This is a genomic window from Qipengyuania intermedia (genome assembly GCF_019711615.1).
GTDB classification, from domain to species: Bacteria; Pseudomonadota; Alphaproteobacteria; order Sphingomonadales; family Sphingomonadaceae; genus Qipengyuania; species Qipengyuania intermedia.
Genome location: NZ_JAIGNS010000001.1, coordinates 426,932 through 448,043 on the forward strand (window position 1 = coordinate 426,932; position 21,112 = coordinate 448,043).

Here is a 21,112-nt window from a genome sequence, read left to right on the forward strand (position 1 = left end):
CGACTGAGACCCCCTTAACGCTTGCGCGCAAACCAGATGGTGTGGTGCGGGCCCTTGTTGTTGGGCCGCGCGCGGACACGGCGCTCTTCGACTTCGAAGCCTGCTTCCTTCAGCCTGCGGGTGAACTTGTAATCGGGGGCAGCCGACCACACAGCCAGAATGCCCCCGGGGCGCAGGGCGTCACGCGCCTTGCCGAGCCCGGTCGTGGAATAGAGGCGCTGGTTGCCATCGCGCACGATCCCATCGGGTCCGTTGTCCACATCGAGGAGGATAGCGTCCCATTTTTCGCAAGTCCCGTCGTTCGCATCGTCGATCAGCGCGGCGACATCGCACAGGACCACATCTCCGCGCGGGTCGGACAGCGTGTCTCCCGTCAGCTCGGAGAGAGGCCCCTGCGCCCATTCGAGGATTTCCGGAACGACTTCCGCCACGACGATCTCGGCGCCCTCGCTCGCCTTCTCCAGCGCCTTGCGGAAGGTAAAGCCCATGCCATAGCCGCCGATCAGTACGCGCGGGTTCGCGCGGTCCAGTTCGCCAAGGGTGAGCTCCGCTAGCTGTTCCTCGCTGAACTGCATGCGCGTGCCCATCAGTTCGTCGCGCCCGACCATGATGATGAAATCGCGCCCGTGACTTATCAGGGTCAGCGTTTCTCCATTGGGCACTTCGGCAGTGGCGACGGTTTCGCGCGGCAACATCGGGATCTCCAGTTCGATTTGACCGCCCCGATAGCGGGTAAGCGGCACCGGCGATAGCTAGCCGGTGACTTCGAGGACCATGTTCGTCGGCGTTTCCGATGCCCGCCGCACCTTTTGAAAGCCTGCTTCCTCCAGTACTTCGGTCAGGCGTCGCTGACCCGCCTGCGCGCCGAGCCCGAGGCCGACGTCCTGGGCGAGCGAGGCGGGCGTGCAGACCGTCGTCGAGAAAGCGTAGAAGATCTGGCCCAGAGGATGCATGTTCTCGGCCATGCTGTCTCCGGCCATCGGCTCCACCAGCATGAAAGTGCCGTCGTCTTTCAACGTCTCGCGAATATGGCGCGATGCGCCGACCGGATCGCCCATGTCGTGCAGCGCATCGAAAATGCAGGCGAAATCATAGTCCTCGCCCGGATAATCCTGCGCCGAGGCGACTTCGAACTGCACATTGTCGACGCCGGCAGCCTTCGCCTTGCGCCGGGCCTCCTCGATCGAAGGTTCGTGGAAGTCGTATCCATGGACCGTCGACTTGGGATAGGCCTGGGCCATCAGTATGGCCGATGAGCCGTGCCCGCAGCCGATATCGGCGATTTTCGCGCCAGCCTTCAGCTTTTCTTCGACCCCGTCGAGGGCTGGTATCCACTCGCTGGTGAGATTGGCGGCATAGCCGGGACGGAAGAAACGGTCGGTGCCGCAGAAACAACATTCGCTTTGGTCGCTCCATGGGCGGCCCTTCCCGCTCTTGAACGTCTTGACCGCCTTTTCGTGGCTCTCGTATTGCGAGACGACCGCCTGGATGAAGCCCTGCATGCAGGCTGGCTGGCCTTCGCGCGAAAAAATCAGCGCCTGTTCCGGGCTGATCGAAAATGTCTCGTCTTCAGGATGAAAATTGACGTAGCCCGCCGCGCTGACCGAACCGAGCCACTGGTGCAGGTACTTCTCGTTCATGCCGGTGTGTTCGGCCAGTTCAGCCACGCTTACGCGGCCCATTTCATCGATTGCTTCGAAAACGCCGGTCTGGTCGCCCAGGTAAGCCATGTACAGGCTGAGCGCGCCTGCCACGTCGCCGATCACCTTGCCGGCCAGTTCTTCCACCTTCGCCATATCGATCTGTTCGCTCATCTTCGCTCTCCCTCATGCGGTTAAGCGACCCGGCGACTCCGATGCGACCTGTGGTTTTCGAGGGGCGACTCGCGCGTTGTGCTGCGGCGCCATCCTGATCTGACGATAGCACATCCCATCGGCACACGAAAAAAGGGCCGCAAGTTTCCCCGCGGCCCCTCTTCAACCGGCTGGTGCCGGATCAGTCCTTGAGGAAGTCAGGGACGTGGGCTTCACCGCCACCATCCTTGTTTCCACCATCCCGGTCGCCGCGATCGCGACGGGGGCCGCCACGGCCGCCACGACGATCGCCGCCACGACCACCACCGCCGCCACGCGGGCCACGGTCACCGCGCGGTTCGCGCGGCGGGCGGGTGTCTTCCAGCTCTTCGCCGGTTTCCTGGTCGACCACGCGCATCGACAGGCGGACCTTGCCGCGCTGGTCGATCTCGAGGACCTTGACCTTCACTTCCTGGCCTTCGGACACGACGTCGGTCGGCTTTTCGACGCGCTCGTTCTTCATTTCGCTGACGTGGACGAGACCGTCCTTGCCGCCCATGAAGTTCACGAATGCGCCGAAGTCGACGATGTTGACGACCTTGCCGTTGTAGATCTTGCCGACTTCCGCCTCTTCGACGATGCCTTCGATCCACTTGCGGGCTGCTTCGATCTCGTCGGCATTGCTCGACGAAATCTTGATCACGCCTTCATCGTCGATGTCGACCTTGGCACCGGTCTCTGCGACGATTTCGCGGATGACCTTGCCGCCGGTGCCGATAACGTCGCGGATCTTCGACTTGTCGATCTGCATCGTTTCGATACGCGGAGCGTGCTTGGACACTTCGCCACGAGCCGAACCCAGGGCCTTCTGCATTTCGCCCAGGATGTGCGCACGACCTTCGCTGGCCTGCGCCAGTGCGGTCTTCATGATCTCCTGCGTGATGCCGGCGACCTTGATGTCCATCTGGAGCGAGGTGATGCCCTTCTCCGAACCGGCGACCTTGAAGTCCATGTCGCCAAGGTGATCTTCGTCACCCAGGATGTCCGACAGGACGGCGAAGTCGTCGCCTTCGAGGATGAGGCCCATCGCGATGCCCGAAACCGGGCGTTCGATCGGCACACCGGCGTCCATCATCGACAGACAGCCGCCGCACACGGTCGCCATCGAGGACGAGCCATTGGATTCGGTGATGTCCGACAGGATGCGGATGGTGTACGGGAAATCTTCATGATCGGGCAGGACCGGGTGCAGCGCGCGCCATGCGAGCTTGCCGTGACCGGTTTCGCGGCGGCTGGTGAAGCCGAAGCGACCCACTTCGCCGACCGAATAGGGCGGGAAGTTATAGTGCAGCATGAAGTGGTTGTACGACAGGCCTTCGAGGCCGTCGATCATCTGCTCGGCGTCCTTCGTGCCAAGCGTGGTGGTGCAGATTGCCTGCGTTTCACCGCGCGTGAACAGGGCCGAACCGTGGGTACGGGGCAGCAGGCCGACCATCGCCTCGATCGGGCGAACTTCGTTCAGCTTGCGGCCGTCGATGCGCTGGCCGTCCTTGAGGATGGCGCCGCGAACGATTTCCGATTCCAGCTTCTTGACCGCCTTGTTGGCGACCATCTGCGTCTGCGGCTCTTCGTCAGCGAAAGCTTCCTTGGCCTTTTCGCGGGCGGCGTTGAGCGCGTCCGAACGCTGCGACTTGTTGGTCAGCTTGTAGGCAGCAGCGATATCGTCGCCGACGATGCCGCGCAGCTTTTCCTTGATCGCCGAGGTATCGTCCGAGGTGTCGATTTCCCACGGATCCTTGGCAGCCTGTTCAGCCAGGTCGATGATCGCACCGATGACCTTGCGGCTTTCCTCATGCGCGAACATGACGGCGCCGAGCATTTCCTCTTCGGTCAGTTCCTTGGCTTCGGATTCGACCATCATCACCGCGTCCTGCGTCGCAGCGACGACGAGGTCGAGACGACCGTCTTCGCCAAGCGCATCGCCCAGGCTCGGGTTGAGGATGTATTCGCCATCGTTCGAGAAGCCGACGCGTGCAGCGCCGATCGGGCCCATGAAGGGCACGCCCGAGATGGTCAGTGCAGCCGAAGCGGCGATCATCGCAACGATATCGGGCTCGGTCTCGCCGTCATAGGACAGGACCTGGGCGATGACGTTGATTTCGTTGTAGAAGCCTTCCGGGAAGAGCGGACGCACAGGGCGGTCGATCAGGCGGGAAGTCAGCGTTTCCTTCTCCGTGGCGCGGCCTTCGCGCTTGAAGAAGCCACCCGGGATACGGCCCGCGGCGGAGAATTTTTCCTGGTAGTGGACGGTCAGCGGGAAGAAGTCCTGCCCTTCGCGTACACTCTTGGCGGCGGTCACGGCGCACAGCACCACGGTCTCGCCATAGGTTGCCAGAACGGCGCCGTCAGCCTGACGGGCGATCTGACCGGTTTCGAGAGTGAGGGTTTTTCCGCCCCATTCAATCGATACGGTTTTCTTGTCGAACATGTATTTTCCTTATGAACCCGCGGGCCGCCATATTGCGGAGCGGGGCCTACTTGTGCCGGGTATACCGTCCCGGTCCGGTGCGAGGCGTCATGTACTGCCTCATTGAAGCTCCTGTGCCGGATTGCGCAGGAGGCCAAATGCGAAGAAGGGCGACCCTTGCCGAGCCGCCCTCCTCGAAACTCTTACTTACGAAGACCCAGCTTCGCGATCAGGGCGTTGTAACGCTCCACATCCTTCTTCTTGAGATAGGCGAGGAGGTTACGGCGCTTGTTGACCATCATCAGAAGGCCGCGACGCGAGTGGTTGTCCTTGTGGTTGGCCTTGAAGTGATCCGTCAGGTTGCGGATACGTTCGGTCAGGATCGCGACCTGTACTTCGGGCGAACCGGTGTCGCCGTCTGCCTGCGCGTTGTCCTTGATGATCTCTTGCTTCTTCTCGGCGGTAATCGTCATATTCATTCTACTCCGCGACATCCGGTAGGTTGAAGCCCCGGACGACCTTGGCCGTCCCTCCGATGAGTTCCACCAGCGCAACGGGAGTAGCCTCCAGCTTCGCGAAATAGAGCCCGTCGGTGTGGGGCAGGTCCGACAATACCCGGCCCTGGCGGACCGCCTGCGCGCTGTCGGGATCGAGGGATAGAGCCGGGATGTCGTCCAGCCCCGCCTCTAGCGGCAGGAGTAGGTGTTCAAGAGGCGCGCCCTTAGCGATTTCCTCCAGCTTGTCCAGCGAAATCGCCTGATCTTCATGAAAGGGACCGGCCTTGACGCGCCTGAGGTAGGTGACGTGACCGACACTTCCAAGCGCACGCGCGATGTCCCGTGCAAGAGAGCGGATGTATGTCCCTTTGGAGACATGCGCTGTCAGCGTAACGGCGTCTGCAAGTTCCAGCGGTGCGGCCACATCGTAAGGGTCGGGACGCCCCGCGCTGGTCTGGAAAGCGGACTTCAGCTCCGGATCCTCGCGCTTCCCCGCCATGGTCAGGCTGTGGATCGTGACGCGGCGCGTCTTCATGTCCACTTTCTCCCCGGCGCGGGCGAGGTCGTAGGCGCGCTTTCCGTCGATCTTGAGGGCAGAATACTTGGGCGGAATCTGCTCGATCTCTCCGGTGAAGTGTTCCAGCACTGCAGCGATTGCCGCCATGGGCGGGCGGCGGTCGCTACGCTGGATCACCTCGCCTTCGGTGTCGAGCGTGTCGGTCTCCTCGCCGAACTGGATGGTGAATTCGTAAATCTTGCTGGCATCGAGCATCCGTCCGGCAAGCTTGGTCGCCTCGCCTAGCGCGATCGGCAGCACGCCTTCCGCCAGCGGATCGAGCGTGCCGCCGTGGCCGACCTTGGTCTTGGCATGGCCGCCTTGGCGCAGCACGCGCTTGACCATGCCGACGGCCTGCGTCGAACCAAGGCCGCGCGGCTTGTCGAGCACGATCCAGCCGTGCGGGGCGGGTTTATGCCTCTCCATCAGGCGAGGAAGTTCGCGATGCCGTCGGCGACAGAATAGAACAGGTTGCTCATCCACTCGACCGGCGGGAAAATCGTTTTCTCCACCCACCGGGCTTCGGGGAACGCCCATGTGGCCACGATCAGCACCACCAGCAACAGCATGCCCAGGGCCTGCAGTTGCTGCCACTGCCGCGCCCAGCGCCGCGGCAACAGTCCGCCGACGATGTGGGACCCGTCGAATGGCGGGATCGGCAGCAGGTTGAAGAAGGCGAGGAAGGCGTTGATGAGGATGAAGGCGCCGAAGGCCGTCTTCACGATCTCGGGCAGCTCGGTCCCCCAGTTGACGGCAAGGCCACCCGCAATACCCACGACGATCGCGCCCGCGAGGGCGAGCAGGATATTCGTTCCCGGCCCTGCGGCCGCGACAGCCATCATGCCATAGCGTGGATTGTGCAGACGCCGCTGGTTGACCGGAACCGGCTTGGCCCAGCCGAATATGGGACCCCCGAACAAGGCGAGCGCACCGGGCACAAGCAGCGTGCCGACCGGATCGACGTGCCTGATGGGGTTCAGCGTCAGCCGCCCGAGGTCGCGCGCGGTCGTGTCACCCAGCTTGAGTGCGACCCAGCCATGCGCCACTTCGTGGAAGACGATCGCGATGATCAGGCACGGGATCAGGATCGCCGCGAGAGTGAGTGTTTCCGTCATCGTCCCAAGATAGGATGCCGAGTGCGCCTGCGCACCCCTATTGGCCCAACGCCTGCGAAAAATGCTTGCGGCACATGGCCACATACCGATCATTGCCCCCAATCTCGGTCTGTGCGCCTTCGCGCACTGCCTTGCCGTTTTCATCGACCCGCAAGTTCATCGTCGCCTTGCGCCCGCAATCGCAGACCGCCTTCATCTCGACCAGCTTATCCGCAATGCCAAGCAATGTGGCAGAGCCGGGAAACAGCTCGCCCTGGAAGTCGGTGCGTAGGCCATAACAAAGGACCGGTATTCCGGCTTCGTCCGCCAGCTTCGCCAATTGCCAGACCTGGTCGGGGGTGAGGAATTGGGCCTCGTCCACCAGCACGCAGGCGAGCGGGGTTTCGGCATGTTCGGCCAGGACGTGCGCCGCGATGTCGGTTTGCTGCTCGAAGCGGTTGGCATCGCTGGCGAGGCCGATACGACTGGAGATCGCTCCGAAACCGGGCCGGTCGTCCAGCGCGGCGGTCCATAGCGATACCTTCATCCCGCGTTCGCCGTAATTGAAGGCGGTCTGGAGCAAGGTCGAGCTCTTCCCCGCATTCATACTGGCAAAATAGAAATACAGCTTGGCCATGGCCTGCCCTAGCGCGCCCGGCCACAGCTGTTAAGGAGACCGTCAGACAGGATTGGGGATGACACCCCGACCGCAACGAAAAGATTAGCGACAGGGATTTTCGATGGCAGAGGCGAACACGGCACCCGATACGCAGACAGGGATCCTGGGATGGGTGGAGCGGACTGGAAACAAGCTGCCCGATCCGGTATTCATTTTCTTCTACCTGATCATTGCGCTGGTTATCGTATCCGTGATCGCCGCGGTGTCCGGCCTGTCGGCCCTGCACCCCACGGCAGTGGATGAAAATACCGGCGGCGCGCAGGTCATCGAGGCGGTGAGCCTGTTGTCGCCGGAGAACATCCAGCGGCTCTGGGTGGAAATGCCCGCGACATTCACGCACTTCCATCCGCTCGGTTATGTCCTTGTCGTCATGCTTGGTGCGGGCGTTGCCGAACGCTCCGGCTTCTTCGCTGCGGGCATGTCGAAAGCGGTGAAGAGCGCTCCCAAGTCCCTGCTGACCCCGGTGGTGGCTCTGGTCGCAATGATCGGCAACCACGCCGCCGACGCGGGCTATGTCGTCCTGATCCCGCTCGCCGGCATCCTGTTTGCGGCCGCCGGACGCCATCCGCTTGCCGGTATCGCTGCGGCCTTTGCCGGGGTTTCGGGAGGTTTCTCCGCCAATGTCTCACCGGGCCAGCTCGATGCACTGCTCTTCGGCATCACCGAAGAAGCGGTCAGCGCAAGCGCGCTCGATCCGGCTTGGACCGCAAACATCGCCGGTAACTGGTACTTCATCGTGGCGATGACCGTGCTTTACCTGCCGATCATCTGGTACGTGACCGACAAGGTCATCGAACCGCGCCTCGGCGCTTGGGCCAGGGGCGCCGTCGCGGGCGCAGGTGACGATGCGCCCGTCGAGGTCGATGAGGAAAAGGCCAGCAAGGGTCTACGCGCAGCAGGTCTTGCAGCGCTCTTCGTGGTCGGACTGTGGACGCTGATGGTCTTCGCGCCCGGCACCCCTCTGGTCGACGAAGCCGCTTGCGAGGGCATTCCGGCAGCAGATTGTTCGATCCACACCGAACTGCGGCCTCTTTACCAGTCCCTAGTGGCAGGTTTCTTCCTGCTCTTCCTGCTGACCGGCTGGGCCTATGGCCGCGCGGCGGGCACGATTAACGACCATCGCGATCTTGTGAACATGATGGCCGAGAGCATGAAGGACATGGGCTACTACCTCGTCCTCGCTTTCGCTGCCGCGCACTTTGTGGCGATGTTCGGCTGGTCGAACCTTGGCCTCATTACCGCCGTACACGGTGCTGCGGGGATCGAGAGCACGGGCCTGCCCCTGCCGCTCGTCCTTGGCCTGATGGTGATCTTCGCGGGCCTGCTGAACCTATTCGTGGGCTCGGCCAGCGCGAAATGGGCGCTGCTCGCCCCGATCCTCGTGCCGATGCTCATGCTGCTCGGCATCAGCCCCGAAGGCGCGACGGCGGCCTACCGCGTGGGCGACAGCGCGACGAACATCATCACCCCGCTGATGGTCTATTTCCCGCTGATCCTGGTTTTCGCCCAGCGCTGGGTGAAGGATTTCGGCCTCGGCAGCCTGACCGCGATGATGCTGCCCTATTCTTTATGGCTGCTGATCTCGGGCGTCCTGCTGATCGTGGGCTGGTTCTATCTCGGCATCCCGCTCGGGCCCGATGCACCGGTCGGCTATACCCTACCCTCGGCGGCAGCTCCGGCAATCATGCAGTAAGGCTTATTCTTCTTCCCCAAGGTCGCGCGCGACCTTGGGGTCGGAGAGGAGCTGCTCGATCCGGTCCGCCTCGTCGAAACTTTCGTCGGGCTGGAAAGATAGCTTCGGCGCGAACTTGAGTCCGAGGCGCTGTGCCACTTCCTTCTGGAAGAAGGCCGTGTTGGTCCGCAGTGCCTTCAGAACCTCCGCCTCGTCCTTACCGAGCAAGGGCTTCACATAAGCCTTGGCGTTTCTGAGGTCGGGCGTCATCCGCACTTCGGTCACAGCGATGTTGTGCGCGCGCAGCACATCGTCATGCGCTTCGCCGCGCGCGAGCAATTCGGACAAGATGTGGCGCACCCGTTCGCCTACCTTGAGTACGCGAACCGATTGCTGTTCCGAGGTCGATTGCTGGTGCTTGGCCATCAGGCGTAATCCTCCATCTTCCCAAGAATGCGCTTGAGCGAGGTCATGTTCCTCGCAGTCCCGCGGCAGCCGAGCCGCTTCTCGATAAAACGGCCGGTTAGGTCCGAGACCCCCACACCGTGAACATAATCGAGGTAGAGCACGCGAGGTCCCAATGCGAGCCGTTCGGCGCCGCGTTCGCGATGGTCGGCCAGCAGGCGCTCAAAGCCGCCTTCGTCGGGCTGGCGCGGCAGGAATATCGTGTGGACCATCTTATCCGAGCCTTCACCGTGGAAGGGGTTGTCATTGATCGCAGAGCGAACCTCTTCGACAGTCCGTACGACGACGAAGCCGGTGATGCCAAAATCTTCCTCGATGAGCCGGGCAATCCGGCCACAAAGCGCCTCTTCGTCTTCCTCGCTGCTCAGGATGACATTTCCGCTAGCGGCCACAGTCTCGACTTCACCGAAGTCACGTGCGCTCATGCGATCGCGCAAGTCCGCCATCTTGATGCGGTTGCCACCAATGTTGATGCTGCCGAGCAGTGCAAGGCGCGTGCTCATGCCTCGCTGCCGGGGCGCGGTGTCGGAATCGCGGTACTCGTCGAACGCGCGAGCAGGTTGCCCGCATCATCGAACAACTCGCCTTCGAGATAGATCACCCGACGACCACGCTTGATCACACGGCCCTTACCTACCAATGGCCCCGCCATCACCGGACGGATCAGCGTCATGGTAATGTCGAGGTTGAGCGGTGCTTCCTCGTGGTCGGTAGCCCAGACATGCGCCCAGCCCATGACCTCATCGAGAAAGCCCGCGACCAGTCCGCCCTGCACGGTGCCGCGCGGTGTAATGAAACTGTTAGGCGCGGTGAAGCGGAGCGTGATTTCCTCACGCTCCGCATCGAAGCTGCCGAATTCGACGCCCATCAGGTCCGCATGTGCGGCCCCCCGATTATGCGGCCTTCCGGTGTCTGTGCTCACAGCGTGCGTTCACGCTCCTCGACCTCGAACACCTCGAGCTGGTCGCCCGGCTGGATGTCGTTGGTGTCGGCAAGGACCACACCGCATTCGAGACCTGCGCGGACTTCGTCCACGTCGTCCTTGAAGCGGCGCAGCGAAGCGATGGTGGTGGCCGAGACGATGACGTCGTCGCGCGTGAGACGTGCGTGCAGCCCCTTGCGGATGACGCCTTCCTCGACCAGCAGGCCGGCGGCCTTGTCCTTCTTGCCCGAACGGAACACTTCCTTGACCGCAGCACGGCCGACAACGTTCTCGATCCGCTCCGGACCAAGCTCGCCTGCCATCTCCTTCGCGATTTCTTCGGTCAGGTGGTAGATGACGTCGTAATACTTCATCTCCACCCCGTCGCGCTTCACCAGCTCGCGCGCCTTCGCATTCGGACGCACGTTGAAGCCGATGATCGGCGCGTTGGACGCCGAAGCGAGCGAGACATCGCTTTCCGTGATCGCTCCGACGCCTGCATGCAGGACGCGGACCTTGATCTCGTCGTTCGAAAGGTTGTGCAGCGCGGTCGTGATCGCCTCGACCGAACCCTGCACATCGGCCTTCACCAGTACGGGGAATTCGATGACATTCGCAGCAAGGTTGTTGAACATCGTGTCGAAGCTGGTCGGAGCAAGCGCGGTGCGCTTCTCGGTCGCCTTTTCCTGGCGATATTCGGCCACTTCGCGGGCACGCTGCTCGTTCTCGACGACGGTGAGGACATCGCCTGCGCTCGGCACGCCGCCAAGACCCAGGACTTCGACAGGCATCGAAGGACCGGCCTTCTTGATCTGCTTGCCCTGGTCGTTGACGATCGCGCGGACACGGCCGCTTTCCGTGCCGACAACGAAGGTGTTGCCGCGCTCCAGCGTACCGCGCGTGATGAGCACGGTAGCGACCGGGCCGCGGCCCTTGTCGAGCTGGGCCTCGATCACGGTGGCTTCCGCCATGCGATCGGGGTTCGCCTTCAGTTCGAGCAGCTCTGCCTGCAGAGCGATCTTTTCGAGCAGTTCATCGAGACCGGTCTTCTCCTTGGCGGAGATTTCCACGTCCTGCACGTCGCCCGACATCGATTCCACGATCACTTCGTGCTCGAGCAGGCGCGTACGGATATTGTCCGGATTGGCTTCAGGCTTGTCCATCTTGTTGATCGCCACGATCATCGGGACGCCCGCAGCCTTGGTGTGATTGATGGCCTCGATCGTCTGAGGCATGATGCCGTCATCGGCAGCGACCACCAGAACGACGATGTCGGTCACATTGGCACCGCGCTGGCGCATTTCCGTAAAGGCGGCGTGACCCGGCGTGTCGAGGAAGGTAATCTCGTCACCGCCCTTCGTCTTCACCTGGTAGCTACCGATGTGCTGGGTAATGCCGCCGGCTTCGCCCTTCACGACGTTCGCGCCGCGAAGCGCGTCGAGGAGGCTGGTCTTGCCGTGGTCGACATGACCCATGATGGTGACGACCGGCGGACGCGGCTTCAGCGTTTCTTCCGGATCGACGTCCTCTTCGGCAGCGATATCGACATCGGCCTCCGACACCTTCTGGATGTTGTGGCCGAACTGTTCGACCAGCAGTTCCGCCGTATCCTGGTCGATCGTCTGGTTGACGGTGACCATCATGTCGAGATTGAAGAGCTCCTTCACGAGGTCGGCACCCTTCTCGCCCATACGCTTGGCGAGTTCGCCAACCGTGATGGCCTCCGGAACGACGACGTCCCGAACCTGCTTTTCGCGCGGCTTATTCGAGCCGCCACCCTGAAGGCGACGTTCCTTTTCACGCGCACGCTTGAGCGCGGCGAGACTGCGGGCGCGGCGACCTTCGTCCTCGTTGAGCGCCTTGTTGACGGAAAGCTTGCCCGAGCGGCGCTTGTCCGGTTTTTCTGCGGTGCGTGCGGGCTTTTCGTCTTTCTTCTTGCGTTCCGGCTTCTTGATTTCCGGACGCTTGACGGGCGTGAACTTGCGTGCGGCCGGGGTCGGCGTAGCTTCGGCGGCAGCATCTTCGGCCGGCGCGGCTTCTTCAGCGGCGGCTTCTGCCGGAGCTTCCTTGGCAGCCTTCTTTGCCTGCTTGGCCGCTTCTTCCTCGGCCTTGCGGTTTTCTTCGGCGCGCTTCTTTTCGTCTTCGGCAGCCTTCTTCGCCTGCTGATCTTCACGCTTGCGGGCTTCTTCCGCCAGCTTCAGGCGCTCTTCCTCGGCCTCGCGCTGGAGGCGAGCGACGCGTTCCTGCGGCGTTTCCGCATCGGCAGCCGGTTTCTTGGGCGCAGGCTTCTTGGCGGCAGGCGCGGGTGCGGGCGCAGGCGCTGCTGCAGGCTCGGGAGCCGGAGCAGGCGCAGGGGCCGGAGCCGCCTCGCCGGGTTTGACGAGCTTGCGGCGGCGCTTCACCTCGACCGCAACCTTGTTGGTGCGGCCGTGGCTGAAGGTCTGCTTGACCTCGCCCGGCTGAGCACCCTTCAGGGTCAGCGGTTTGCGGGCAGGTTTTTTCTCTTCGTCGCTCATTCTTGCTCGTTTCTCTTCTGCGTATCGTTCGTATCGTCGTCGGCGCGCATCGAGGCGCGCCCATCGTCGGCCGGGATAGTGTGCCCCTGATAATGCATGAGGCGCATCAAGGGTTTGCGTATCCTTGCGGCCGATGCATCGTCGGCCAAAGCGAAATGGACGACATTGTCGCGGCCCAATGCCACAGACAGTGCGTCACGGTCCAGTGGGAGTGTCCACCCTCGCATTCCCGACCCTTCGGCATCGCTGCCGACACGCCAGGCCTGGTCCAGCTTCTTGCGCCCGTCTTCGCTCGCATCGCTGGCATGCAGCAACAGCGCCACTCCCCCGTTGCGGGCGGTCTCGGCAATGCGTTGCGTTCCCAAGATAAGAGCTCCCACGCGCATTTCGAGACCTAGTCGGTCGAGAAATACGCGGGTCAGGGCATCTTCTATCTTCGCGGGCAGATTTTCCGGAATCTCGAGATCGCCCGTCTTGAATGCGCGCGACAGCCCGCCCTTCAGCTTGCCGTTCGCAAACGCCTCTTCGATCGCGGCACGGTCGCTGCACACCCATGCCCCACGCCCCGGTGCCTTTTCCTGCGCGTCAGGCAGGACAAGACCCGAAGGCGAGACGGCGAGGCGCACCAGTGCGTCGCGCGAACCGGTCTCTCCGGTAAGCACGCAGCGCCTCTCGGGCTCCGGTTTACGGGGCCGAGAGACTTCAGCGATGTCGGACGTCAGGCGCTCATTGGGTGGAGTCCGCATCGGCGGCCTCCTGCGTGTCGGTCGTCTCGGCAGCTGCCGGAGCTTCCTCTTCGTCTTCGAACCAGTGCGCGCGGGCAGCCATGATGATCTCGTTGCCCTGCTCTTCGGTCAGGCCGTATTCGCCGAGCACGCCGCCCTTGTCGGCTTCGCGCTGGGGGCGATCGCGGCGCATCGGCGGGCCGTCCGGATTGTTGTTCCGGCGACGCGGTGCCTCACGCCGCTTGGCGATCAGTTCGTCGGTCGCGAGATCGGCGACATCGTCGAGCGTCTTGAGCCCCGCCTTGCCGAGCGTGACGAGCATCGCTTCGGTCATGTGGGGCAGTTCGGCAAGGTCGTCCTCGACACCCAGTTCGCGGCGCGCTTCGCGGTGCGCAGCTTCCTGGCGATCGAGCGCTTCCTTGGCGCGGTTCTGGAGTTCTTCCGCCAGTTCCTCGTCGAAGCCTTCGATGCTCGCGAGCTCTTCCAGCTCGACATATGCGACTTCTTCCAGGTCCGCGAAACCTTCGGCGACGAGCAACTGCGAAAGCGTTTCGTCGACGTCCAGTTCGGCTTCGAACATGTTCGAGCGCTCGGCGAATTCCTTCTGGCGCTTCTCCGAGGCTTCTTCCTCGGTCATGATGTCGATCTGGTTGCCGGTCAGCTGGCTGGCGAGACGCACGTTCTGGCCGCGGCGGCCGATGGCCAGCGAAAGCTGGTCGTCGGGCACGACGACTTCGATACGGCCATCTTCTTCGTCGAGCACGACGCGGCTGACAGTTGCCGGCTGGAGCGCGTTCACGATGAAGGTCGCGCCGTCATCGCTCCACGGGATGATGTCGATCTTCTCGCCCTGCAGTTCCTGCACGACGGCCTGGACGCGGCTACCCTTCATACCGACACAGGCGCCGACGGGGTCGATGCTGCTGTCGTGGCTGATGACGCCGATCTTGGCGCGGCTGCCCGGATCGCGGGCGGCTGCCTTGATCTCGATGATGCCGTCATAGATTTCGGGCACTTCCTGCGCGAACAGCTTGCGCATGAAATCGGGGTGCGCGCGGCTGAGGAAGATCTGCGGGCCGCGGTTGTTGCGCTCCACCTTGGTGATGAGCGCGCGGACACGTTCGCCAACACGGGCGGCTTCACGCGGGATCTGCTGGTCGCGGCGAATGACGCCTTCGGCACGGCCGAGATTGACGATCACGTGGCCGAATTCGACCGACTTGATAACGCCGGTGATGACTTCACCAGCGCGATCCTTGAATTCTTCGTACTGGCGCTCACGCTCGGCATCGCGGACCTTCTGGAAGATCACCTGCTTGGCCGACTGCGCATCGATACGGCCGAGATCGACCGGGGGCAGCGGGTCGACGATGAAGTCGCCGATCTTGGCGTCCTTCTTCAGCTTCTGCGCAGCCTTGAGATCGACCTGCTTGAAGTAGTCTTCCACTTCCTCGACGACCTCGACGACACGCCACAGGCGAAGGTCGCCAGTCTGCGGGTCGAGCTTTGCACGGATGTCGTTTTCCGCACCGTACCGGTTGCGGGCAGACTTCTGGATCGCCTCTTCCATCGCTTCGATCACGATGGATTTGTCGATCATCTTTTCCGATGCGACGGCGTTAGCGATCGCGAGGAGTTCAGCCTTGTTGGCGGAAATGGCACTGGCCATCAGTCGTCTGCCTTTTCTTCTTCGATGTCGTCGGCACCGCTCGTATCGAGCGGCTGGGTGGCGGCAATGAGCGCGTCGGTCAAGACGAGCTTTGCCGAATGGATCTGGTGACGGTCGAGGCGTACCTCGCCCGCCTTGGCATCTTCGATGACCACTTCGTCACCTTCGATGCCCTTCAATTCGCCCTTGTAGCTACGCTGACCTTCGAAACCCTTTTCCATGGAGATCTTGGCTTCGTGTCCGGCCCAATTGGCGAAATCCTTGGCCCGCGTGAGCGGACGATCGATACCGGGCGAGCTGACTTCGAGGTGATAGGCCCCTTCGACCAGCACGTCGCCCTGTTCTTCCAATTCGTCGAGCCGGTCGGATACGCGGCGCGACAGCGCGGCGCACTGTTCGATCACCAACTGGCCCGTCGCCGGGTCTTCGGCCATGATCTGCAATGCCATCCCGCCATCGCCGGCTTCCGACGGCATCATCTTGACGCGCACGAGATCGAAACCCAGCGCATTCGCTTCGGGTTCGATGACTTCGGTCAAGCGGTCGGTATCGGCCATTCATACTCCGGTTCGGACTTGCATCGCGACAAAGAGGTTTGGTGCCGGCCCCTTTCGGCGCCAGCCCTACAAAGTTGCGACAATGTCGGGATGGGTGGGGAGATAGGTGCGAGTCCCTCAAAAAGCAAGAAATAAGAAAGGGGCCCGGCGCTTTGCCGGACCCCTCCCCTTTTTGACTGCGTGGGTCGACTTAGTTGACGACGCCGATCACGTCCGGATTGCCGTCCGGATCGCCATTGACGCGGCCACCATTTCCAACTGCGCCCTGGAGCAGGATACCGGCGAAGTGCGGGGTCGCCATCGAGGTACCGCTGATGGTGTTGTAACCACCACCGGTCCAGGTCGATTTGATCGACGAACCCGGCTCGGCATAATCGACCGGCGGATTGCCGTAGTTCGAGAAGCTCGACCAGTTGTCGCCGATCGCGAACGACGAGATCGTGTACACGTTCGGTCCGTTGGCACGGGCCGGCGAGTGGTTGTTCGCATCATCGCGCTCGTTACCTGCGGCGATGGCGAAGCGCACACCGCCTGCAGCCGCGCTGACCACTGCCTGGTCGAGAGCGGTGCTGACACCGCCGCCGAGGCTCATGTTGGCAACATCGCCCGGTTTGCCATACTGGGCAACGTAGTCGATGCCAGCGATCACGCCCGAATTGGAACCCGAGCCGCGACGGTCGAGCACGCGCACTGCAACGACCGGTGCGCCCGGTGCGACACCGATCACGCCGATGTTGTTGTCGATCGCAGCAATCGTGCCTGCAACGTGAGTGCCGTGACCGTTCTGGTCGCCAGCGTCGCCGCGCACGAAGCTGGCCGAGCGTGCGACGTCGACATTGAGGTCGGGATGGTCGAGCTGGATGCCGCTGTCGATAACCCATGCAGTGGCGAAATTACCGGGCGCGCCGCCGCCAACACGGGCGATACCCCACGGCGTTTCCTGCGGGGGCTGCGCACCGCCACCGCCGCCCGGCTTGGCCTTGGCGCCAGGTGCCATGCCACGAACCTGGATGGCGGTGACGACCTGGTCCTGCTCGCAATAGGCAATGCTGGGGTTGTTGCGCTTCATGTTCTCGATTGCCTGCGGCGCGGCATTGACCGCAAAACCGCGCAGGGCGACGGAGTAGACGTGCTTGACCTGGGCGGCGCTTGCCTGGGCAGCGCGATTGGCTTCGGCCTTGGCATTGCCGCGCGAAACCGACTTATCGAATACGCAGATATAGCTGTTGGCGATTTTCTCGCCTGCCTGCTGCGCCTGGGCCGGTGCGGCGACTGCCAGCATCGGAAGGGCCGCAAGCACGGCCAGAGTCTTAGCTTTCATGAATAGTCCCTCCAGAAGTCTCAGCAGCACGCGACCCGTGCTGGACTGATACCCGAGAGGTGTAATCGGATAACAAGGGCTGTCGAGAGGGTCAGAACTAAGAAAAATAGTAAATCACGGCTTTATCGACGAATTGTTGCATTTCGGCGACGAAGTGACTTCGACTTTTATTTATTACGAAAGAGAGTATCGCCGGAATCTATGCCAGCCAAGAGAAACATTACTGATTTTTACTTATCGATCGCCTTCTCAAAGGCGTGCGGCCCTACTCTTCGCTCTCCCCGGACGATTGTTCTTCCAGTTCCTGATCTGCATCGCGCTGCTCGAACCGGCGATGACGCACGATCCTTGGCGTGATGACAATGTAAAGTTCGGTCGTGGTGCTGGTGGAGCGTTCGTTGCGGAATGCTGCACCGATCAGCGGTATGTCGCCCAGAAGCGGGATTTTCGACTTGGTCGTCAGCACGTTTTCCTGCGTCAGGCCGCCGATGACGAAGGTTTCGCCATCGCGCACCGATGCACTGGTTTCCGCTTCGCGCTGACTGATCGTCGGGTAGCCTTGGCTAAAGCCGGTCACGCTCGAGACGACGCCATAGATTTTCGAGGTGATATAGCCGTCCGTGCTGACCCGCGGCGCGATCTGCAAGGTGACCCCGACGTTCACATACTGGACCTGCTGAGAGACGCCGTTCACGCCCGACAACTGGATCGAAGTGAGAATAGGCAAGGCATCGCCCGTAATGATCTTGGCCGTCGAACCGCTTTGCGCTGCGATCCTCGGCCGCGAGACGATGCGTCCTTCACCTTTCTGGATTTGCGCATAGATCGCAGCCTGCAATTGCCCTGAAGGCAGGACATCGTTGGGATCAACGCCGAAAGGGAGGAACCCGCCGGTCGCAAGATTGCCGACGGCGATCTGGCCGTTGGAATTGGTGAAATCGATGCCGAGGTTGCGCGCACCGGTCTCGGTCAGCTCGACGAATTGGGTTTCCAGGATCACGCTGTCGACCGGGACGTCGATCAGTTCGATCTGGCGCTTCACACGCTCTATCCGTTCTTGCGTCCCGGTGATCCAAATCGCGTTGAGGCGGCGGTCGACGGCGAGACCGTTGCCGACATTCTGGCCTAGCGGCTGGTCGTCGCGCTCGGCTTGCTGCGGCGCGCCTATGTAGCTGGTCGACTGGTTTGCACCCGGGGATCCGAAACCGGGTTCGCGGCGGATAAAAACATCGTTGGGGGCAATTTCCGCCCCTTCGGCGAGAAGACCGACGATTTCCGAGACATCGGCGTATTTCAGGAAAACCAATTCGTACGAATCGCCGGGCTGGTAACTATCGACCGGTCCGCGCTGCAGTTCCTGTTGCGGCACGACGTCTTCGCCGTCCGAGCCGATCGGACGTGTGCCCAGGGTTTCCTCGTCACTGACCATCTCGACACGCACTTGCACGGCGTTGTTGCCCATCTGCTCCGCCCGTATGCGCGAGGGGCGAGCCGTGTCGAACCTGAGTACGAGGCTGCTGCCTTCCGTCACGAACTGTAGGGATCGAACCAGGCCGCGATAGCTTTGCCTGTCGGGCACCCGGCCGACCTTGAGCGTCGTGGCCATGACGAGTTCAGGCCTCGTGGGATTCCTGTCGATGGTCGCCACGCGCGGTTCGGCAGGTGAGAAGCGGAGCATGAATGTCGCCGCCCCCTCGTCCTCGGAAACCAGCCGGACTTCTTCCAGAACGGAAGGCACGACCTGAGCCGAAGCCGTCGCGAGCGGCCACACGGCCGCAATCGCTGCAAGCAACGCCAGAATGGCAAAAGGTATACGGTGCCCTGCGACCCGGGCGTGAACCGCCTTCATTATTTCAAAAATTCCCAGTCCTGGGAGACAGGCATACCGAACATTGCCTGCGCGACAATAGAGTTTTCGGAATATTCCCTCGCCTGTGGCCAGTTTGCGACAGGGCGAAAGGTCTGTGTCCGGCGAACTATTCTTCCATCAATCCATGTTTCTTGATGGCGTGACGCAATTGGTCGTAGCTCAGGCCCAATGCCTTGGCCGTTTGCCGCTGGTTCCAACGATGCTTGCCCAGCGCGTGCTCCAGGATCATGCGCTCATGCTGGTCAACCGCAGCCTTGAGATCTTCAACCTGGTCTAGGTCGGGCGCAATTTGTGCGGCGGGCTGCACTTGCTGCTGCACCGGATCCTTCTTCGGGATCGTCGGGGAGATCGGCTTCCAGGGACTGTCGAAGGGATCGAACTGGACGTGACCGATAGGAGTGTCCCAATCGTCCCACCGGTAGACAGCCCGCTCGACCACGTTGCGCAGCTCGCGCACATTGCCTGGCCATGGGTGCTCTTCGAGTTCCTGTGCGACATGCTCGGCAAAGCCGGGCCAGGCCTCCCAGCCGAGCTCCGCGCCCATCCGGCGGCCGAAATAATCCGCGAGCACTGCGATATCCCCTTCGCGTACGCGCAATGGAGGAAGCGTGATGACCTCGAAGCTCAGTCGATCGAGAAGGTCGGCCCGGAACTCGCCCCGCTCAGCCTTGGCCGGCAAATCCTCGTTTGTTGCCGCGACGATCCGCACGTCGACACGCATCGGGCGCGATGAACCGATCCGCGTGACTTCGCCATATTCGACTGCTCTCAGCAGCCGCTCCTGTGCCCCCATCGACAAGGTGCCCAGTTCGTCGAGAAATAGAGTGCCCTTGTCGGCTTCTTCGAACCTTCCCGCGCGCTGTTTGGTAGCACCGGTGAAGGCCCCGGCCTCGTGACCGAACAGTTCCGCCTCGATCAGTGTCTCTGGCAGCGCAGCGCAGTTCATGGTCACCAAAGGTTCGTCCCAGCGGGTGGACAGTCGGTGCAGACGTTCGGCAATCAGTTCCTTGCCCGTGCCGCGTTCGCCGATGACCAGGACGGGGCGCCGCATGGGCGCCGCACGGCTGGTCCGCTCGACCGCGTCGAGGAAAGCGCCGGACTGCCCGATGAACTGATTATCCCGCTCCATGACCAATAGATAGGGAATTTTCCCAAGGGTTGGCAATCCCCACCAGAACGTCGTTCGTCGAAAAACGCAAAACTGCGATATTTCAGGCAGTTGCGAGTTTTGGCACACCCTTTGCTGAACACAGGACAACAACGAATACCAGTCCAGGGAGGACAACCATGTACGACCGCAAATTCTTCCAGACCCAGCTCGGACAAGCTGCCCTTGCCAGCATTGCGGCCATGACGGCCTTTGTCGTGCTGAGCTCGCAGATTTCCGTCACGAGCCCGATCCCGGTCGTCGCATCCTACGAACAGGTTGAAATCGCGTGACCGACAATACCCCCCTCGGGCCGGAGCGCCTTAGTCCCGACGCTTCGGCCCGTCCCCGCAAACCGCATGGCAATCGCCTTGCCCGGATTGATCGCGAAGCGCAGCGCGCAAGAGATTGGACCAATCCCGAAACAGTGAATACGAAGATCAACGAATTTTTCTCAACCGGAGCACCCTTGATGGGCATTTTCAGCAGAACCCGCGATATCGTCGCCGCCAATTTCAACGACATGCTCGACAAGGCGGATGATCCGCAGAAGATGATCCGCATGATCATCCTCGAGATGGAGGAAACCCTGGTGGAAGTCCGCGCGAGCGCGGCACGCACGATCGCGGACCAGAAGGAAATGCACCGCCACACGGTCAAGCTGGACAAGCTCCAGGCCGATTGGGGCGAAAAGGCGGCCCTGGCGCTGTCGAAAGATCGCGAAGATCTCGCCCGTGCAGCCCTCGTCGAAAAGAAGAAAGCTGCCGACATGAGCGACCAGCTCAAGCAGGAAATCGCCGTACTCGACGATGCCCTGCGCGCTTACGAGCAGGACATCCAGAAGCTGCAGAACCGCCTGCGCGAAGCACGCAGCCGCCAGACCGCGATCGCCGCCCGCCTGGAAAGCGCGGAGAACCGGGTCAAGCTGCGCAGCCTGATGACCGAAGATCGTGTCGACGATGCGCTGAGCCGGTTCGACCAGCTCGAACGCCGCGTCGACTACGCCGAAGGCCGTGCCGAAGCGCTGTCCATTTCCGATGGCAGCAAGCAGCCAAGCCTTTCCGACGAGATCGCCGCGCTCGAGGGCGCCGATGCGATCGACGATGAACTTGAACAGATGAAGAAAGCGCTCGGCAAGTCCGACGCGAAGAAGGAGGACTGA

The 21,112-nt window shown here is 62.2% G+C and carries 20 protein-coding genes; 3 read left to right on the forward strand and 17 right to left on the reverse strand.

Annotation, left to right across the window (positions count from 1 at the left end; translation table 11 throughout):
- Window positions 1-14 precede the first annotated feature (14 nt).
- From K3179_RS02115 to K3179_RS02145, 7 genes are all read right to left on the reverse strand, one after another.
- Window positions 15-695, reverse strand: coding sequence for a spermidine synthase family protein (locus K3179_RS02115; RefSeq protein WP_221562267.1), 681 nt, complete (start codon window positions 693-695; stop codon window positions 15-17).
- A 57-nt stretch (window positions 696-752) separates the two neighbouring features.
- The gene (locus tag K3179_RS02120; protein WP_221562268.1) at window positions 753-1,814 is read right to left on the reverse strand and encodes a methyltransferase domain-containing protein; all 1,062 of its coding nucleotides are present in this window, start codon (window positions 1,812-1,814) and stop codon (window positions 753-755) included.
- Between the two features lie 181 nt (window positions 1,815-1,995).
- Complete coding sequence (gene pnp, locus K3179_RS02125; RefSeq protein WP_221562269.1) at window positions 1,996-4,281, reverse strand: polyribonucleotide nucleotidyltransferase; 2,286 nt, start codon at window positions 4,279-4,281, stop codon at window positions 1,996-1,998.
- Window positions 4,282-4,463: 182 nt separating this feature from the next.
- Window positions 4,464-4,733, reverse strand: coding sequence for a 30S ribosomal protein S15 (gene rpsO, locus K3179_RS02130; protein ID WP_090482753.1), 270 nt, complete (start codon window positions 4,731-4,733; stop codon window positions 4,464-4,466).
- 7 nt (window positions 4,734-4,740) lie between these two features.
- On the reverse strand, window positions 4,741-5,739 hold the full coding sequence (gene truB, locus K3179_RS02135; protein WP_221562270.1) for a tRNA pseudouridine(55) synthase TruB: 999 nt from the start codon (window positions 5,737-5,739) through the stop codon (window positions 4,741-4,743).
- Window positions 5,739-6,428, reverse strand: coding sequence for a site-2 protease family protein (locus K3179_RS02140; RefSeq protein ID WP_221562271.1), 690 nt, complete (start codon window positions 6,426-6,428; stop codon window positions 5,739-5,741). The genes truB and K3179_RS02140 overlap by 1 nt, the downstream gene beginning before the upstream one ends.
- Before the next feature lie 37 nt (window positions 6,429-6,465).
- Window positions 6,466-7,044 carry a thymidine kinase gene (locus K3179_RS02145; protein ID WP_221562272.1) on the reverse strand — a complete coding sequence of 193 codons (579 nt, stop codon included), beginning with the start codon at window positions 7,042-7,044 and terminating at the stop codon, window positions 6,466-6,468.
- A 103-nt stretch (window positions 7,045-7,147) separates the two neighbouring features.
- On the opposite strand from K3179_RS02145, the gene K3179_RS02150 reads away from it, so the two are divergent.
- Window positions 7,148-8,779, forward strand: coding sequence for an AbgT family transporter (locus K3179_RS02150; protein WP_221562273.1), 1,632 nt, complete (start codon window positions 7,148-7,150; stop codon window positions 8,777-8,779).
- Between the two features lie 3 nt (window positions 8,780-8,782).
- Here K3179_RS02150 and rbfA read toward each other — a convergent pair whose 3' ends face one another.
- The 10 genes from rbfA to pspF all read right to left on the reverse strand — a co-directional run bounded on the left by rbfA (window position 8,783) and on the right by pspF (window position 19,932).
- A complete protein-coding gene (gene rbfA, locus K3179_RS02155; RefSeq protein ID WP_221562274.1) occupies window positions 8,783-9,184 on the reverse strand; it encodes a 30S ribosome-binding factor RbfA in 402 nt (133 codons plus the stop codon).
- On the reverse strand, window positions 9,184-9,726 hold the full coding sequence (locus tag K3179_RS02160) for a DUF1697 domain-containing protein (protein ID WP_221562275.1): 543 nt from the start codon (window positions 9,724-9,726) through the stop codon (window positions 9,184-9,186). Before K3179_RS02160 ends, rbfA begins: the two co-directional genes overlap by 1 nt.
- Window positions 9,723-10,145, reverse strand: a complete 423-nt coding sequence (locus tag K3179_RS02165) for a PaaI family thioesterase (RefSeq protein ID WP_345721820.1) — start codon at window positions 10,143-10,145, stop codon at window positions 9,723-9,725. Before K3179_RS02165 ends, K3179_RS02160 begins: the two co-directional genes overlap by 4 nt.
- Complete coding sequence (gene infB / locus K3179_RS02170; protein ID WP_221562276.1) at window positions 10,142-12,661, reverse strand: translation initiation factor IF-2; 2,520 nt, start codon at window positions 12,659-12,661, stop codon at window positions 10,142-10,144. Before infB ends, K3179_RS02165 begins: the two co-directional genes overlap by 4 nt.
- Window positions 12,658-13,407, reverse strand: a complete 750-nt coding sequence (locus K3179_RS02175) for a DUF448 domain-containing protein (protein ID WP_221562277.1) — start codon at window positions 13,405-13,407, stop codon at window positions 12,658-12,660. The genes infB and K3179_RS02175 overlap by 4 nt, the downstream gene beginning before the upstream one ends.
- On the reverse strand, window positions 13,388-15,055 hold the full coding sequence (gene nusA / locus K3179_RS02180) for a transcription termination factor NusA (protein WP_221562278.1): 1,668 nt from the start codon (window positions 15,053-15,055) through the stop codon (window positions 13,388-13,390). Before nusA ends, K3179_RS02175 begins: the two co-directional genes overlap by 20 nt.
- Window positions 15,055-15,612 carry a ribosome maturation protein RimP gene (gene rimP / locus K3179_RS02185; protein WP_221562279.1) on the reverse strand — a complete coding sequence of 186 codons (558 nt, stop codon included), beginning with the start codon at window positions 15,610-15,612 and terminating at the stop codon, window positions 15,055-15,057. The genes nusA and rimP overlap by 1 nt, the downstream gene beginning before the upstream one ends.
- 190 nt (window positions 15,613-15,802) lie before the next feature.
- The gene (locus K3179_RS02190; RefSeq protein WP_247712768.1) at window positions 15,803-16,933 is read right to left on the reverse strand and encodes a S8 family serine peptidase; all 1,131 of its coding nucleotides are present in this window, start codon (window positions 16,931-16,933) and stop codon (window positions 15,803-15,805) included.
- Between the two features lie 265 nt (window positions 16,934-17,198).
- On the reverse strand, window positions 17,199-18,782 hold the full coding sequence (locus tag K3179_RS02195) for a type II secretion system protein GspD (RefSeq protein WP_221562280.1): 1,584 nt from the start codon (window positions 18,780-18,782) through the stop codon (window positions 17,199-17,201).
- A gap of 127 nt (window positions 18,783-18,909) precedes the next feature.
- Complete coding sequence (pspF, locus tag K3179_RS02200; RefSeq protein WP_221562281.1) at window positions 18,910-19,932, reverse strand: phage shock protein operon transcriptional activator; 1,023 nt, start codon at window positions 19,930-19,932, stop codon at window positions 18,910-18,912.
- 158 nt (window positions 19,933-20,090) lie between these two features.
- Here pspF and K3179_RS02205 point away from each other — a divergent pair, with 158 nt between their 5' ends.
- Both K3179_RS02205 and pspA read left to right on the forward strand, forming a co-directional pair.
- Complete coding sequence (locus K3179_RS02205) at window positions 20,091-20,243, forward strand: hypothetical protein (protein WP_221562282.1); 153 nt, start codon at window positions 20,091-20,093, stop codon at window positions 20,241-20,243.
- Window positions 20,244-20,329: 86 nt separating this feature from the next.
- Window positions 20,330-21,112: a phage shock protein PspA gene (pspA, locus tag K3179_RS02210; protein ID WP_245755895.1), complete on the forward strand. Its 783-nt coding sequence runs from the start codon at window positions 20,330-20,332 to the stop codon at window positions 21,110-21,112.

What these genes read in the sequence shown, in the direction of transcription:
- K3179_RS02195 (WP_221562280.1), bottom strand. Translation starts at nt 18,782, where the DNA reads ATGAAGGCGGTTCACGCCCGGGTCGCAGGGCACCGTATACCTTTTGCC.
- rimP (WP_221562279.1), bottom strand. Translation starts at nt 15,612, where the DNA reads ATGGCCGATACCGACCGCTTGACCGAAGTCATCGAACCCGAAGCGAAT.
- infB (WP_221562276.1), bottom strand. Translation starts at nt 12,661, where the DNA reads ATGAGCGACGAAGAGAAAAAACCTGCCCGCAAACCGCTGACCCTGAAG.
- K3179_RS02120 (WP_221562268.1), bottom strand. Translation starts at nt 1,814, where the DNA reads ATGAGCGAACAGATCGATATGGCGAAGGTGGAAGAACTGGCCGGCAAG.
- rbfA (WP_221562274.1), bottom strand. Translation starts at nt 9,184, where the DNA reads ATGGCCAAGCACCAGCAATCGACCTCGGAACAGCAATCGGTTCGCGTA.
- K3179_RS02205 (WP_221562282.1), top strand. Translation starts at nt 20,091, where the DNA reads ATGTACGACCGCAAATTCTTCCAGACCCAGCTCGGACAAGCTGCCCTT.
- truB (WP_221562270.1), bottom strand. Translation starts at nt 5,739, where the DNA reads ATGGAGAGGCATAAACCCGCCCCGCACGGCTGGATCGTGCTCGACAAG.
- K3179_RS02175 (WP_221562277.1), bottom strand. Translation starts at nt 13,407, where the DNA reads ATGCGGACTCCACCCAATGAGCGCCTGACGTCCGACATCGCTGAAGTC.
- nusA (WP_221562278.1), bottom strand. Translation starts at nt 15,055, where the DNA reads ATGGCCAGTGCCATTTCCGCCAACAAGGCTGAACTCCTCGCGATCGCT.
- K3179_RS02190 (WP_247712768.1), bottom strand. Translation starts at nt 16,933, where the DNA reads ATGAAAGCTAAGACTCTGGCCGTGCTTGCGGCCCTTCCGATGCTGGCA.
- K3179_RS02160 (WP_221562275.1), bottom strand. Translation starts at nt 9,726, where the DNA reads ATGAGCACGCGCCTTGCACTGCTCGGCAGCATCAACATTGGTGGCAAC.
- K3179_RS02115 (WP_221562267.1), bottom strand. Translation starts at nt 695, where the DNA reads ATGTTGCCGCGCGAAACCGTCGCCACTGCCGAAGTGCCCAATGGAGAA.
- pnp (WP_221562269.1), bottom strand. Translation starts at nt 4,281, where the DNA reads ATGTTCGACAAGAAAACCGTATCGATTGAATGGGGCGGAAAAACCCTC.
- K3179_RS02150 (WP_221562273.1), top strand. Translation starts at nt 7,148, where the DNA reads ATGGCAGAGGCGAACACGGCACCCGATACGCAGACAGGGATCCTGGGA.
- K3179_RS02140 (WP_221562271.1), bottom strand. Translation starts at nt 6,428, where the DNA reads ATGACGGAAACACTCACTCTCGCGGCGATCCTGATCCCGTGCCTGATC.
- pspF (WP_221562281.1), bottom strand. Translation starts at nt 19,932, where the DNA reads ATGGAGCGGGATAATCAGTTCATCGGGCAGTCCGGCGCTTTCCTCGAC.
- K3179_RS02145 (WP_221562272.1), bottom strand. Translation starts at nt 7,044, where the DNA reads ATGGCCAAGCTGTATTTCTATTTTGCCAGTATGAATGCGGGGAAGAGC.
- rpsO (WP_090482753.1), bottom strand. Translation starts at nt 4,733, where the DNA reads ATGACGATTACCGCCGAGAAGAAGCAAGAGATCATCAAGGACAACGCG.